Here is a 14,746-nt window from a genome sequence, read left to right on the forward strand (position 1 = left end):
GTAATCACTCTGCCGGCAGTGTGTCGGTAGATTCTGCGTGAGCCTGCTGCACGTCAGCCGGCTTTTCCGCCAGCATCTCGAACAGTGCACGGCGTGCCTCGGCAAGAATTGCCTCTGCCTTGGCGACCTGCTCAGCGGTCCCACCTGCGGCTACCGCGACAGCGGCACCTCGGAGTAGACCCATCGCGGGACGGAGCGCTGCGCCGGCTTCACCGAAGTGAGGGCGGCCGTGTCCGCGCTGGTCGGGTCGACCAAATCCGCTCTGGTCGGGCCGACCGCGTCGGCCTTCGGGGCGTCCTTCTGCTCGGTCTTCGAAGCGACCCTCGGGTCGCTCTCCATCGAATCCTCGACGGAAACCGTGTCCACGATGCGGGCCTCGGCGGCCATGCTCGCGACGTTCTTGCATTTCTGGGTTGTTGTGTGGGGCGTACATGTTGTCCTCCTGGACTGTCTGTGTTTGTTTGACGTATCGACGATATATCGACAATAGATCGAACGCAAGGGTCCGGAGAATAATTCCCGCACCCTCGTCCGGATACGCTGAAGCCGTGAACACGGATCTACAAGCCCAGGCCGCAGACGTCCTACGCCGCCTCGCACTCGACGAATCCCTGAAAGAACGCACCATGGCGGACGCTGCGACTGCAGCTCTCGCACGGAAAGTCGCCGCTCGCTACATCGGCGGCGAAACCATCGACGACGCTTTCGACCGCCTCCCCTCGATCTTCGCGCGAGGACACAAGGCGAGCATCGAATACACCGGGGAAAGCGTCCGGGATCCCGAGCTCGCGAACGCCGAAACCGATGTTTTCGTGGAACTCGCGGAACGAATCGGCACGTCGGGTGTCGAGAGCACCGTGTCGTTCGACCTCTCGCACATCGGCTTGGTAATCGATCCGGAGCAGTGCTTTCGCAATGTCGTGCGCCTGGCCGAGGCCACGGAACGCGCAGGTGCCGAGCTGATCATCTCCGCCGAAGCGTCCGATCGCACCGACCTGGTCCTCGACATGCACGCGCGGCTGGCCGAGCGCTTCACTCACGTGGGGATCACTGTTCAGGCCCGACTGCACCGGACCGCAAAGGATCTCGCCGCTCTGCTGGACCGACCCGGCCGCATCCGTCTCGTGAAGGGCGCCTTCCTCGAAGCCGAATCCGTCGCCTACCCACGCGGTAGTGCCGAACTGCGAAGCGCGTATCTCGACTACGCAGCCCGAATCGTCGAATCGGGTCACCAGGTTTCCATCGCGACGCATGACCGCGACATCCTCGAAGCATTACGCGCCGAGCATGATTCGAAGCTCAGAGCCGACCACGTGGAGTTCGAGATGCTGCTCGGTCTCGGTACCGAGCAACTGGACGCACTCCGAGCCGCGGGCTTCACCACACGCGAATACGTCATCTTCGGAACACAGTGGTGGCTGTACGTACTCAATCGCATCGCCGAAGAGCCGGAGCGTGTCTACACCGCGCTCGTCGACGCCGCGCTTGTCACCACTGCAAACTGATCCGCAGCAACACAAGTGGGGCTGCACTCGAATCGAGTGCAGCCCCACTTGTGTATGTTTCTAGCTCTCCAGAAACGCCTTGATGCGCGCCAGAGTGGTTTCCATTCCGGTCTGCATCAGCTGATCTCGACCCCGACCGAGCAGGCCGCTACCCGACATCATGCGGACGTAAAGCGCAGGCGTCGCATAGATTTCACGAGTCTCGGTAAGCACAGTGCCCGTTCCCGAAGGCTCGAGCACGTACGTCCACCGAGCCTTCGGCTCGTCCGATTCGAAGGAGAACTTCCGGCAGTCGACCACGTCGACCACCGTGCAGTGCGTGCTCCACCGAATCAGGCCGTGCTTGTTGGTGCCCTTGAACTTTGCACCCACAGTGCCCGGAGTTCCGGAAGTCCATGTTCCACCGGTGTTTTCAGGGCTGAAGCGACCCATACCTTCGATGTCGCTGACAACCTTCCACACCGATACCGGAGTTGCCTCGATGTACGCGCTGGCGGTTTCCACCCGTTACCGGCCCGGAACCCAGGACATGATCTTGATGGCGTGAGGCATGAGCTTTGCCCACACCTTGGCCGGAAGTCCGCGCGGTCCACCGAGATTCATGACGCGGGTGGTGGCAACGGTCTGCGGCTCGGTGTACTTGATCAGCCCCTCGGCGCCGTGACGACGACCGACGCCCGAGACACCCATGCCGCCCATCGGTGCTGCGGTGCTGCCCCAGGTGGGTGCGTAACCCTCGTCGACGTTGACGGTGCCGGCGTGGATGCGCGCTGCGATGGCTTCGCCGGCAGCCTTGCTTCCCGCCCACACACTGGCGTTGAGGCCGTACTCGGTGTCGTTGGCCGCAGCGATGGCCTCTTCGACGTCCTTGACGGGGTAGATCGAGACGAGCGGCCCGAAGGTCTCGTCGCGGTAGCACTCGGCGTCTTCGGGAACCCCGGTGAGCAGCGTGGGCTCGTAGAACAGCGGTCCGATGTCCGGGCGGGCCTTGCCGCCGGCAATGACGGTGGCGCCCTTGACCACTGCGTCGTCGACATGCGCGGAGATTGCCTTGACCTGGGCCTCGGAGACGAGGCTGCCCATCTCGATTCCGAATTCGTAACCAGCGGCGAGGTTCATCTTCTTGACGCGGTCACCGAACATACGGATGAACTCGGGTGCGATGGACTCTTCGACGTAGATGCGCTCGATGGAGATGCACAGCTGACCGGAGTTGGAGAAGCACGCACGCACAGCGGCGTCGGTGACCTCGCGCAGGTCTGCGCCGGCCGCGACGATCATCGGGTTCTTGCCACCGAGTTCGGCGGAGAAGCCGATCAGTCGACGGCCGGCCTGCTCGGCGAGGAGCTGACCGGTCGCGGTGGAACCGGTGAACATGAGGTAGTCGGTGTTCTCGACCAACGCGGTGCCCACGACGGAGCCCGGTCCGGGAACCACGGCGAAGAGGTCGCGGGGCAGTCCCGCCTTGTAGAGCAGTTCGACGCAGGCGAGCGCGCAGTACGGCGTCTGGCTGTCCGGCTTGAGGACAACGGCGTTGCCCGCGAGCAGCGCGGCGATGGCGTCGGACACGGCCAGCGTCATCGGGTAGTTCCACGGCGAGATGACGCCGACGACACCCTTGGGCTGGTATCGAACGACGGTCTTCGTCAGACCCGGAAGCATGCCGGAGACGCGACGCGGGCGCAGCAGCTTCGGCGCCACACGTGCGTAGTGACGCGACGTCATCGAGATGTCGAGGACTTCTTCCTGAGCTGCGGTACGCGACTTTCCGGTCTCGGCCTGAGCCATGTCCATGAGGGCGTCGCGGTTCTCCAGGATGAGATCGCGGTAGCGGTGGAAGACGGCAGCGCGGTCGAGGACGGAGCGCTTGGCCCATTCCTTCTGGGCGACGCGGGCACGGGCGATGGCCGCAAGTGCGTCGTCGGCGGTGCCAACGGGGATGGTCGCCAGCTCCTTGCCGGTGAACACCTCGGTGATGGACTTCGTCGGGCGATCGGCAACATTGTCGATGGCGATCAGATCGGCGAGCCGCGAGAAGGTCGCAGCGGACGGAGCAGGCATTTCAGTACCCCTACTGGTGAGTAGTTCTTGGAGTTACACACAACTTACCCCGTCGGTGGTACCGATCACAGTGCCGAATCAGACAGAGTCAACCAATACTGCCTCTTTCGGACGTTTTGCGATCAACAACGACATGACTGCAGCGATCGCGCAGAGCGCGCCGGCCACCAAGAATGCAGCGTCGTACGAGCCGATCTGATCACGAACGAGGCCGGCCAAGAAGGCCACCAGACCCGCACCGATCTGATGAGATGCCAGCACCCAACCGAACACGATGGGGGCGTCGGCGCCGAAGTGCTGACGGCACAGCGCGACCGTCGGCGGAACCGTCGCCACCCAGTCGAGCCCGTAGAAGATGACAAACGCGATCATCGGCGGATTCACGGTGTTGGCGAGCAGCAGCGGCAGGAAGAGCAGCGAGATTCCGCGGAAGAGGTAGTAGATGCCGAGAAGTTTTCGCGAGTCCATCCGGTCGGTGAACCAACCCGAAGCAATGGTGCCGACCATGTCGAGGATTCCGATCAACGCCAACAGGGACGCGGCCGTCGTGATCGGCATTCCGTGATCGTGCGACGCCGGGACGAAGTGCGTTCCGATCAGGCCGTTGGTGCTCGCGCCGCAAATCGCGAAGGTACCGGCGAGAAGCCAGAACACCTTGGTCTTCGACGCCATCACCAGCACCGAGATCGCCCGGCCTCCGGCGCCGCCGCGCTGGTAGACAGGCTTGGCGGGTGGGGCGTAATCGGCGGGCGCGCCGTACGGCGTCGTTCCCACGTCTGACGGATAGTTACGCAGGAACAGCAGAACGAACGGCACGACGGCCAGTGCGGCAAACGAAACTGTGAAGGCGACGCTCTTCCAGTCGTACGTTTCCGCGAGCTTCGCCAGGACGGGCAGGAACACCAGCTGACCGGCAGCACCACCGGCCGTCAGGATGCCGGTCACGAGACCACGCTTTTCGACGAACCAGCGATCGACGACGGTGGCGACAAACGCCAGCGCCATCGAACCGGTGCCGAGACCGACGAAGACACCCCACAGCAGAATGAGTTGCCAACTCGAGGTCATGAAGATCGTGAGACCACTGCCGAGCGAGATGAGCGCCAACGCCGAAGTGACGACCGCCCGGATACCGAACCTTTCCATCAGGGCAGCGGCGAACGGCGAGGTCAGCCCGTACAGGATCAGGTTGACCGAGACGGCGGCCGAGATGCTGGCGCGCGACCACCCGAAATCCTCGTGCAGCGGATCGATCAGCACCGATGGGGCAGCGCGGAAGCTCGCCGCACCGACCAATGCCAGGAATGCCACGATCGCGACGGACCACGCGCGGTGAAAGCGCGGGGATCTCACCTGCTGCGGGCCCGATTCGGGGAGAGCGGTCTCAGAAGTCACAGAGAGAATTCTGCAGTTCGGATTCGATCGAGAACAGTGGCCAGATTGCCAATATATGAAAGGATCGAGCCATGTCTGTTCCGCATCGCGTCGTCGTACTGGCTCTGAACGGAGTCATTCCCTTCGAACTCGGGATCCCCGCGCGTATCTTCGGGCGTGCCATCGACGTCGAGGATCGGCCGCTGTACGAGATCCTGACGTGCACCGTCGACGGCAATCCCGTGCAGACCGACGCTGACTTCAGCATTTCGGTCGACCATGGGAGCGAGTTGCTCGCCACCGCCGACACCGTCGTCATCCCCGCGTCGTACGAATTGGGCCCGGCCTTCGACGAGGGGTATCTCTCCCCCGAATTGGCCGCAGCATTCGAACACATCCGCCCGGGGACCCGGCTCGTCTCGATCTGCACCGGTTCGTACATCCTCGCCGCGTCCGGTTTGCTCGACGGACTCCGTGCTACGACGCATTGGCGCAACACCGACCATTTCCAGCGTGTCTATCCCAAGGTGAACGTGGATCCCGACGTGCTGTTCGTCGACGAAGGCCACATCCTGACCTCGGCCGGCGCGGCGTCAGGCGTCGATCTCTGTCTACACATCGTCAGGCGCGACCACGGCATGGAAGTGGCGAACACCGTCGCGAGGCGTTGCGTCGTACCGCCGTGGCGCGACGGTGGCCAAGCGCAGTACATCCGCCGCCCACTTGCCGACAAGCCTTCGGAATCGACTGCCGACGCTCGGCACTGGGCCCTCGAACATCTCGGCGATCCGATCACGCTGGCAGACCTGGCGACGCGTGCCAACATGAGCGTCCGCACCTTCAGCCGTCGATTCCGCGACGAAGTCGGAACCACGCCGAACCGCTGGTTGACCAGCAGACGCGTCGATCGGGCACGTGAATTGCTGGAGGAATCCGATCTGTCGATCGATGCAATTGCAGCTCGAACCGGCTTCGGGACTGCGACATCGATGCGTCAACACATGAACGAAGCGCTCGGCGTTTCACCGAGCGCCTACCGACGCACGTTCAAGGCACCGGCGTAAGCGGCAGTACCAGGCACTATCCTGGAGGCCATGGCCGAACAGACTCGCCCGAACTTTCCCCAGTACTGCGGATACCTCCTGGGGAAGACGCTCCCCGACCGGTACCAGGACTGGGTGCGGAACGATCTGGTCGGACCGGGTGCGCAGGCTCGCTACATCATTCGTTTCACCGTGCCGGCGACGCTGATTCTTCTGCTGTTCCTGTTGATTCCGGGACCGATCTGGATTCCCTTGGCCATGATGGCTTTGCTGCTCATCCCGCTCGCGTACTTCGTCGTGGCGCTCGGGACCATCTACCGCCGTCACCGCCTGCTGAGCCACGGACTCGATCCCGAACTGCTCGACGAGAAGGCCCAGCGCCGTGCCGATCGCACTCGCGAGGACTACGAGAAGCGGCACGGTCGCTGAGCACCCCTCAGCGGAACATCGTCACTGCGGCCTTGGCGAGGACCTTCGGATCCTTCTCGTAGTGATGCATCTTGGTGAGCTTGTCTTCCGGAATCCCCAGGAACTTGTAGACGGCCACCTGAGCGCACCGCACCGAGTACTGCTCGGTGAACACCATGTCGAACGGCAACTCCGCGAACTGACTGATGAAGGCCAGGTTCTTGGAGTGCTTCGGCACCACCAGCGGCCGGTCGCCGACGGCTCGCCGATTGAACAGCGCACTGGCGTAAGGCATGTGGCTGGGAATCGAATTCACGACGCTGTCCATAATCTCTTGTCGGCGCGCGGCGAGCGCACCGCTCTCGTCGAGTGCCTCGAGATGCCCGAGAGTCTCTTCCAGCATTTCGCGCCCGGTCATCTCGATGAACGGCTTCTTCACGTAGTCGCCGTCCTTGCGCGGGAACAGACAGTAACCCCAGAAGACTCCTTCGTTCTCCTTCTGCGCGTGGTAGTGCGGCTGATGGTGAACCACGATCGACAGAAGCACGTTCGAGTCCACGAACGTGTTGAGTGCATTTCCGGGGAGCTGCTTGGTGATTCGGGAAATCTCGTTGATGAGCTCGTGTGACGAAGTGGTGACGGTGAAGCTGGTCCACTCACTCTGCGCCCGGTCCCCGAAGAACTTGTCGGGATTCCCGAGATCGTAGAAATGCTCGGTGGCCTGCTTCCACAGCAGCGCACTCGGCGCGTATCTCATGTCTTCGACGATCGGAGTATCCAGATCGCCGATCGACGAACTGTCGGTGATGCTGCCGTTGGTGTCGAAGACGAAATCGCCTTCCGCCACGTCGATTCGGCCCTTCTCGCCGGTGCGGACGTTCTCGTAATCGAGTCCCGTCACGATGATCTCGTCTCGAAGCGGGGTGTCCTTGAACACGAACTCCGTGATCTTCAGTTCGTTGACGAACTTCACGCCCTTACCTTCGAGGAAGGTCCGCATCGGCAAGATGATGCTCTCGTACTGGTTGTACGGGGACCTGGTGACACCCGCAAGCGTCTGAATGCGGCTGAACTCGAGAATCATTCGGTTCATGTACCGGCGAAGCTCCATCGCCGAACTCACCCGCTTGAAAGCGAAAGTGGTCTCCCACATGTACCAGAAGTTGGTGGTGAAGAAGTGCGGAGTGTCCTCGAACCACTGCTCGATGCTGATGTCGTCGAGTTTTGCCTCGTCCGACTCCGGCATCGTCATCAGCTTCGTCAACAAGTACCGGTCCTTGTTGTCGAATTGCATGTGCTTGTAATCGTTCTCGCCCTTGTTGCGAATACCGTCTCGGTCGATCAACCGTGCGACGTCATGCGTGGGGTGCGCGTGGTCGAAGTCGAGAATGTCATCCGTCACCGACTTTCCCGGGTTGTCCAGCGACGGAACCGCACTCAATACGTCCCAGAGGTTCTCGTAGGTTTCCTCGTTGAGCATGCGGCCGCCGCGGTTGATGAAACCCGCGTCGTTACCGAGTTCGCGATGGCCGTACTGGTGCTGAAACGTAGCGGCGGATTCGCCGTCGTTCGCTCCGTGCATGTCCAGGCCCATGATGGTGATGTCCTCACCGTTCCACTCACCGTCTCGAATCAGATAGACGGCAGCCGAGAGGTTTCCGATGCCGGCACCGATCATGTAGGCCTTGTGAGACAGATTGGAAGACATTGGGTTTCGTTCCTTACTCGAGTCGCGGTACGGATACCTTCCAAGCATGGACCCGTTTGCCCGCAGGCGCATCACCCGAACCGGATGACGTCCGTCACGGTCGCTGAAGGCGCACCAGATCCAGCGCAAAACGCGCGTAGTCGCGTGCAATTTCCTCGGGGGTTTGTGGTCCGCTCGGCCGATACCATTGCGCGACAGAGACACACATCACGACAATCGCACGCGCGGCCTGTCGCGGCCGATCCGTCTCGAACACACCGGCGGCGATTCCGTCGTCCACTTGCTTCGTCATCAACCATTGCTGGTAGTTGCGTGATTCCGTGATGCGCAACCTGTTCTCGGCTGTGAGACTGCGCATTTCGCTGGCGCCGAGGAATCCTTGATCACGCCGATAGATATGGAACAAGGTCACACATTCGACAAGGAAAGCCAATCTTTCGTCGGGACTTTCGCCCTCTTCGATAGCCGCCAACGATCTCGTGTTCAGTTCAGCCATGGTGAGGTCGAGAATTTCGGCCAACATCTGTTGCTTACTGGAATAGTGGTGATACAGACCCGGAACACTCATCTGCGCACGTTTGGCGATCTCACGCATCGCAGCGCCGTGATATCCGGTCTTCACCATCTCCGCGAGCGCGGCAGCCAACACCGGATCGAACGAACTCGGACCGAACCTTCGCCACTCGTTCGGGCGAAAATGTGCGTCCGGGTCGGCGTCGTCGCCTCCCCATCGCGGCTGTTCCGGCGGACGCACTATCGCAGCCGGGAGCAGAGCGTCGAAACGCACTCCGAGAATCCCGCCGATTGCCGCCAACCGGTCGACGCTGACTCTGGTCTTTCCGGTCTCGACAGCGCTGAGGGTAGCCGGGCTGACATCGAGACGCCTGGCCAATTCACGCAGCGAGAGCCCGCTGTGACGCCGCGCTTGCCGGATCGACGCCCCGATCAGGACAGCATTCTCAAATTCGGTCACAGTGTTCAGTATTGCCGAACATAGGATTTCCAACAATGCGATGACCACGGAAATCTATGAACGTGTTGACTACTAGTTATCGGCCTGAACATGATGTGGATCACAAAGACCCAGGTCCGCCCGAGCGATCGTTCGGTGTCGGTAGCGAGAGGATCGAATCACCATGACCGAGGCGCCATATCTTGGAGAACTCCTGCGCGACGCACCCAGCAACTGGGGCAAGTGGGGAGAGTCCGACGAGGTCGGTTCACTGAACTACCTCGACGCCGGACAGGTGCTTCGCGGCGTCGGAACCATCAAGCAGGGTTCCGTGTTCACACTCCAACGTCTTATCGGCGATCCCAAGGGTGATCCGGTCTGGCCGGGCCGGAGCCCCGCCGAGCGCACACAGATCTTCGACGAGAGCAGCTGGGACGGCGACGACGCCCCCAACTTCCCCGGCGGCCTGCATTACGCGGACGACAAGATCGACGCATTCCTGCAGGGCTCGACGCAGTACGACGCACTCGGCCACGTCTGGTACGACGGCGCCCTGTGGAACGGATACTCGGCTGATACCACTGTCGGCGGCCTGGAGAAGGCCAGCGTCGAACCGATTGCCGACCGCGGCGTCGTCGGACGCGCAGTACTTCTCGACATGGCGAAGTTCCGCGGCAAGGAAAACCTCGACAAGGCCGAAACCTTCACGCACCATGATCTTTTGGCCTGCGCCGAAGCGCAGGGCGTCACCATCGAGAAGCGTGACATTCTCGTCATCCGCACCAACTTCCTCAAGCTGTTCTTCGACCAAGGCGAGGCCTTCTACGAGGGCTTCTGCGAGCCCGGCTTGATCTACAGCCCCGAACTCGTCCAGTGGTTCCAGGACATGGAGATTCCGAACCTCGTCACCGACACCATTGCCAACGAGGTCACCACCGACCCCGAAAACGGTGTGGCACTGGTTCTCCACAACGCATTGATGCGCAACCTCGGTGTGGTGTTCACCGAGATCTGCGATCTGGAGAAGCTGGCCGCGGACTGCGCGTCCGACGGCCAGTACACGTTCTTGTACGTCGCCGCACCGCTCAAGGTTGCCAAGGCCAGCGGCTCTCCCGTGAATCCGGTTGCCATCAAATGACATACGAAGATCGCCCTTGGTTGGCGTTGTACCGCAACGACGTTCCCCCCGACATCGACGTCGAACAGCCCACAATGCTCGAAATGTTGGCGGCGGCGGTCCGCTCTGATCCGGACGCCACGGCTGTGAAGTACTTCGACGGTCAACTCAGTTTCGCCGAACTGGATCAGCAGAGTGACGCCCTGGCCCGCGCACTACGAGCAGGTGGTCTGACGAAGGGAGACCGTGTCGCACTCTTCCTGCAGAACGTTCCGCAATTCGTGCTCGCCCTCGCCGGAATCTGGAAAGCCGGCGGCGTCGCAGTCTCGATCAATCCCATGAGCCGTGAACGAGAACTGGGATACCAACTCGAAGATTCCGGAGCAGCGGTTCTGATCGCTCTCGAGGGGCTCTACGAGTCCGTCGGCCGCAACGTCGTCTCCGACTCGCCGGTCAGGCGAGTCATCACCACCTCGGAACTCGAGTACCAAAGCCGCAACGATCCACGGGTTTTCGACGGAATCGTGAAGAAGGATCTCGGTACCGACGATCTCGCGACGCTGATCGACCAGCATCGTCTCGGCGATCCGATCACTACCGACGCTGCACCGGAAGACATTGCGGTACTGACCTATACGTCGGGAACCACAGGTCCGCCGAAGGGAGCGATGACCTCTCACGCGAATATGACCTTCAACGCCCAGGTCTACCGTGACTGGCTGGGGCTCACCCCGAAAGACACGGTTCTCGGCGTAGCACCGCTCTTCCACATCACGGGGTTGATCGGTCACATCGCGGTGTCCGTCCTGGCGAGAATGCCGCTGGTGCTGGCCTATCGCTTCCAGCCCGAGGTGATGCTCGACGCGATTCGTGAGCACCGCCCGACATTCACAGTCGGCGCCATCACTGCGTTCACCGCACTGCTCAACACTCCGGGTTGCGCGCCCGCAGACTTCACCTCCATGCGGTTGCTGTATTCCGGCGGCGCACCCATCTCGCCGACAGCCGCCGAGGCAGTCCGCGCCATGACCGGTGCTGCGCTGCACAACATCTACGGGCTGACCGAGACCACGTCGCCCACTCACGCCGTTCCCGTCGGGGCGGACACGCCCGTCGACCCCACGTCCGGGGCACTGTCCGTCGGCGTTCCAGTACCCAACACCGTGGTCCGCATCGAAGACGAGGGCGGTGCGGTCCTGCCGATCGGAGAGATCGGTGAATTGGTCGTCCGTGGTCCACAGGTGGTGCGCGGTTACTGGAACAAGCCGGAGGAGAGTGCGTCGGCCATTCGCGACGGGTGGTTCCACACCGGCGACGTCGGTTTCATGGACGAAGCCGGCTGGTTCTACGTCGTCGACCGTAAGAAGGACATGATCATCGCGTCCGGTTACAAGGTGTGGCCACGCGAGGTCGAGGACGTTCTTGCCGAGCACCCCGCAGTCCGTGAGGCGGCAGTCGTCGGGATCGCCGACGAATACCGCGGTGAGACGGTGAAGGCGTTTGTCAGCCTCGTCGCGGGGGCGTCCGTCACCCCGGAAGATCTGATCGATCACTGCAAGCAGCGGATGGCGGCGTACAAGTACCCACGCTCCGTGGTGCTGGTGGAGGAACTGCCCAAGACCGTCACCGGCAAGATCTTGCGACGGGAGCTGCGCACGACCTCCTGATCACAGGGCAGCGGGCGGACTTCACGGTCCGCCTGCTGTCTGATCGCGCACAGTTTTAGGTCGACCACGCAATCGGGGTAATGGAACAGTAATATGTGCTGAGTACCCACGGACAAACGGGAGACATCAGTGAGCAAGTTCGGACGTAAGAAGCAGCCCACGCCCAAGAGCTACCAGTGGCTGGCCATGACCCTCATCGCGTTGTCGCTCTCCGTGTCGATCGGGATTGCCGCCAAACCCTCCTGAGCTCGGCGGATCCGAAACTTGTAACCCCGCGTCCATCTGCACATGGGCAAATAGGAGCAATTCGGACGCTTAGCTGTTCTAACTTTCCTTCCGTCGTGTCACCTCGGCACCGACGGAGAGGATCAACTCACCATGCGAAGCTCACGCTTCGGCGTGCTGGCCGCTGCCGGCGCTGTCGGACTCGTGCTTGTCACCAGCAGCGTCCAGTCGATCGCCACGGCGTCACCGTTCGGTTCGCTCGACGCCGGTTCGAGTTCCGGTTCGACAGAGACACCGACCGTCAGCAACGGCGGTTTCACCTCCAAGACGCCCTACACTCCCGGCCAGCGCATCGCCGACTATCAGGCGCCGCCGACCGGATACATCCCGGTGTACACGGAAAGTGTTGCGCGCCATGGTTCCAGAGCACTGTCGAGCCTGAAGTACGACGACCTGAGCCTGCAGCTGTGGGAAATCGCCGAAGCCGAGAACGCATTGACACCCGTCGGCAAGGAATTCGGCCCGGCGCTTCGTGATCTCATGGACGCCAACAAGAAGCTGGGGTACGGCAACCTCAGCGGACTCGGGGTCACCGAACATCGGCAGCTCGGAGCGCGCGTCACCGAGCGCCTCCCTCAATTGTTCGACGCCATCGCAGCGCAACAGGGCACCATCACTTTGACTTCGTCGGGCGTCGACCGTGCCGTGGACAGCGCCGAGAACTTCGCTCAGGGCCTGACCGGTGCGTTTCCGGCCGTCGCCGGTGACGTTGCGCCGGTGACCACGGATGCCGACCTTCTCTACTTCCACGACTCGGATGAAAACGCCGACTACAAGGACTACGAAGAGTCGGATCCTCGACTGAAAGCCGTCGACGACCAGATCGCCGATCTTCCCCGCACCCGCGAGGTCTCGCGGCACATGATGCTCAGGCTCTACTCGGAGGACTTCGTGAACCGGCTGAGTGCGGGCGAGTTCTCACTCGTCGACCGTGGCAAGGGTTCCAGCACGATCGACAACGAGGTCGACGCCGCGTACATGCTGTACAACACGTACATCATCACTCCGGGCATGGCCGAAGAAGGCAAGTGGAATTTCGAGCGGTTCATCGACTCCGACGACGCTCAGTGGCTCGCGTACACGAACGACGCCGAGGACTTCTACGCCAAGGGCCCTGGCTTCACCGGTGAAGACGTCACCTACCGGATGGCAACCGTCCTGCGCGACGAGTTCCTGCGCGGCTTGCAGGAACACACCGGCGACGCCGCCGTACCGGGAGCAGACTTCCGGTTTGCACACGCAGAAACGATCATCCCCTTCGCTGCGCTCCTGAAACTGCCGGGGAGCACCGTCTCGCAGGCCGAGGGTGATCTCTACACCTATGCGAACAACCCCTGGCGCGGAGCGAATGTCAGCCCGATGGCCGCCAACGTGCAGTGGGACGTCTACGCCGGACCGGACGGTGATCGGCTGGTCCGAATGCTCTACAACGAGCGCGAGACAGCATTTGCTGCCCCGTGCGCTCCGGTGAGCGCCGGGAGTTTCTTCTACACGCCGGCCGAACTGGCCCGCTGCCTACCGGAGATTTCACCGGCGGCCTGAGGTCCGGCAACTCGGGATCCAGCCAGCGGTCGACGAGGGCGCGCCCATGCCTGGTGCAACGCCAGCATGCGCGCCTTCTCGTCGTCTTCCATCAACAAGGCGTCGCAGATACGTACGATGACCGGAGCCGAAACACCAACGGACGTACCCTGTTCCAGCCGCTGATAGTGATTGAAACTGATGTCGGCTATCTGCGCGACATCACGCCGACTGAGGCCGTGCATGCGGCGAGCACCCTCGCAGCGCATGCCGACCATTTCGGGCGCAAGACTGTTTCGTTTCTCGACGAGCATCTGGCTCATCAACTGACGCGCGCTCGACCCGTTCACGTCGCCACCTTTTCCATCCCTGAAATATGCTTTCAACTAACACGTTTCAGAATATGGGATGGGACGGACACGGCGGTATCTCCGAGATGACAGATAATCACGCGATACCGCCAACCCTGTGCCCGTTCAGGCTGTGACGATCAGGGGCCGAAGATCAGGCTATGAACCTGCCGATCGTCGGATTCGACTGGCAGATGGGACTACTGCCCCAATTGATCGAACCGAACGCCGTCGCAACGACATTGCCGACGCCGGTATTCACCGTCGCAGAGAGATACGGGTACGCCCCTACCAGGTCGACGATTCCGGACTTACCCGTGTCGGTGTTGACCCACGCAACGGTCACCTGACCCGCCGCCGGAATGGGCGCGGCTGCCGGGAACGAATCGAAGCGAATATCACCCTTGGCGATGGGCGGATTGGACTCTGGTCCGGACTGGCCGGTGAGCCCGGTCAACGAGGCCAGTGACCCCTGATTCGGGCACCCGATGGTGACGGCGGCGCCGCCGAAAGGGTGGGGCGGATCAGCCGAGGCGACTCCGGCGAACATGACGCTCGCGGCAATCGGTAATCCGATGGCCGCAAAAACCCCGGCCGTGCGTGTGACGCTCATAGCTGCTCCTCGGGTCGACAACACTTTCCGGATACCCCTGGTACAACGCCCGAAACGATGGAAAGTCGACTATTCACACCCCTAGACAACGCGTGTTGTCAGAACTACAGTCGGTGGTGCAGCTCACACCTACCTCTGCAGC

At 62.0% G+C, this 14,746-nt stretch carries 14 protein-coding genes; 6 read left to right on the top strand and 8 right to left on the bottom strand.

The window, feature by feature from the left end:
• Window positions 1-4: 4 nt before the first annotated feature.
• Complete coding sequence (locus tag RE4_RS31575; protein WP_225989418.1) at window positions 5-433, bottom strand: hypothetical protein; 429 nt, start codon at window positions 431-433, stop codon at window positions 5-7.
• A 115-nt stretch (window positions 434-548) separates the two neighbouring features.
• On the opposite strand from RE4_RS31575, the gene RE4_RS13380 reads away from it, so the two are divergent.
• A complete protein-coding gene (locus RE4_RS13380) occupies window positions 549-1,505 on the top strand; it encodes a proline dehydrogenase family protein (RefSeq protein WP_060938727.1) in 957 nt (318 codons plus the stop codon).
• Window positions 1,506-1,565: 60 nt separating this feature from the next.
• Here the strand turns inward: RE4_RS13380 and RE4_RS13385 are convergent, their stop codons facing one another.
• The 3 genes from RE4_RS13385 to RE4_RS13395 form a co-directional block, all read right to left on the bottom strand.
• On the bottom strand, window positions 1,566-2,009 hold the full coding sequence (locus RE4_RS13385) for an SRPBCC family protein (protein ID WP_019746286.1): 444 nt from the start codon (window positions 2,007-2,009) through the stop codon (window positions 1,566-1,568).
• A gap of 3 nt (window positions 2,010-2,012) precedes the next feature.
• Complete coding sequence (locus RE4_RS13390; RefSeq protein ID WP_003943578.1) at window positions 2,013-3,566, bottom strand: succinic semialdehyde dehydrogenase; 1,554 nt, start codon at window positions 3,564-3,566, stop codon at window positions 2,013-2,015.
• Window positions 3,567-3,644: 78 nt separating this feature from the next.
• Window positions 3,645-4,961, bottom strand: a complete 1,317-nt coding sequence (locus tag RE4_RS13395; RefSeq protein WP_060938728.1) for an MFS transporter — start codon at window positions 4,959-4,961, stop codon at window positions 3,645-3,647.
• A gap of 71 nt (window positions 4,962-5,032) precedes the next feature.
• On the opposite strand from RE4_RS13395, the gene RE4_RS13400 reads away from it, so the two are divergent.
• Window positions 5,033-6,004: a GlxA family transcriptional regulator gene (locus RE4_RS13400; protein WP_060938729.1), complete on the top strand. Its 972-nt coding sequence runs from the start codon at window positions 5,033-5,035 to the stop codon at window positions 6,002-6,004.
• A gap of 30 nt (window positions 6,005-6,034) precedes the next feature.
• Window positions 6,035-6,412 carry a DUF5313 family protein gene (locus RE4_RS13405; protein ID WP_003943558.1) on the top strand — a complete coding sequence of 126 codons (378 nt, stop codon included), beginning with the start codon at window positions 6,035-6,037 and terminating at the stop codon, window positions 6,410-6,412.
• Window positions 6,413-6,419: 7 nt separating this feature from the next.
• Here the strand turns inward: RE4_RS13405 and RE4_RS13410 are convergent, their stop codons facing one another.
• The gene (locus tag RE4_RS13410) at window positions 6,420-8,171 is read right to left on the bottom strand and encodes an oleate hydratase (RefSeq protein ID WP_306305300.1); all 1,752 of its coding nucleotides are present in this window, start codon (window positions 8,169-8,171) and stop codon (window positions 6,420-6,422) included.
• A gap of 22 nt (window positions 8,172-8,193) precedes the next feature.
• The gene (locus RE4_RS13415) at window positions 8,194-9,120 is read right to left on the bottom strand and encodes a TetR-type transcription factor C-terminal domain-containing protein (protein WP_060938731.1); all 927 of its coding nucleotides are present in this window, start codon (window positions 9,118-9,120) and stop codon (window positions 8,194-8,196) included.
• A 115-nt stretch (window positions 9,121-9,235) separates the two neighbouring features.
• Here RE4_RS13415 and RE4_RS13420 point away from each other — a divergent pair, with 115 nt between their 5' ends.
• The 3 genes from RE4_RS13420 to RE4_RS13430 all read left to right on the top strand — a co-directional run bounded on the left by RE4_RS13420 (window position 9,236) and on the right by RE4_RS13430 (window position 13,662).
• Window positions 9,236-10,189 carry a cyclase family protein gene (locus RE4_RS13420; RefSeq protein WP_003943547.1) on the top strand — a complete coding sequence of 318 codons (954 nt, stop codon included), beginning with the start codon at window positions 9,236-9,238 and terminating at the stop codon, window positions 10,187-10,189.
• Window positions 10,186-11,835: a class I adenylate-forming enzyme family protein gene (locus RE4_RS13425; protein WP_060938732.1), complete on the top strand. Its 1,650-nt coding sequence runs from the start codon at window positions 10,186-10,188 to the stop codon at window positions 11,833-11,835. Before RE4_RS13420 ends, RE4_RS13425 begins: the two co-directional genes overlap by 4 nt.
• A 378-nt stretch (window positions 11,836-12,213) precedes the next feature.
• Window positions 12,214-13,662: a histidine-type phosphatase gene (locus RE4_RS13430; RefSeq protein ID WP_047889331.1), complete on the top strand. Its 1,449-nt coding sequence runs from the start codon at window positions 12,214-12,216 to the stop codon at window positions 13,660-13,662.
• Here the strand turns inward: RE4_RS13430 and RE4_RS13435 are convergent.
• Both RE4_RS13435 and RE4_RS13440 read right to left on the bottom strand, forming a co-directional pair.
• A complete protein-coding gene (locus tag RE4_RS13435; RefSeq protein ID WP_029254127.1) occupies window positions 13,608-13,991 on the bottom strand; it encodes a helix-turn-helix domain-containing protein in 384 nt (127 codons plus the stop codon). The two genes, RE4_RS13430 and RE4_RS13435, sit on opposite strands and share 55 nt — an antisense overlap.
• 154 nt (window positions 13,992-14,145) lie before the next feature.
• Complete coding sequence (locus RE4_RS13440; RefSeq protein ID WP_019746277.1) at window positions 14,146-14,604, bottom strand: hypothetical protein; 459 nt, start codon at window positions 14,602-14,604, stop codon at window positions 14,146-14,148.
• Window positions 14,605-14,746: the final 142 nt, after the last annotated feature.

Origin of the sequence: Rhodococcus erythropolis NBRC 15567, assembly GCF_001552595.1 — a bacterium.
GTDB lineage: Bacteria > Actinomycetota > Actinomycetes > Mycobacteriales > Mycobacteriaceae > Rhodococcus_F > Rhodococcus_F erythropolis.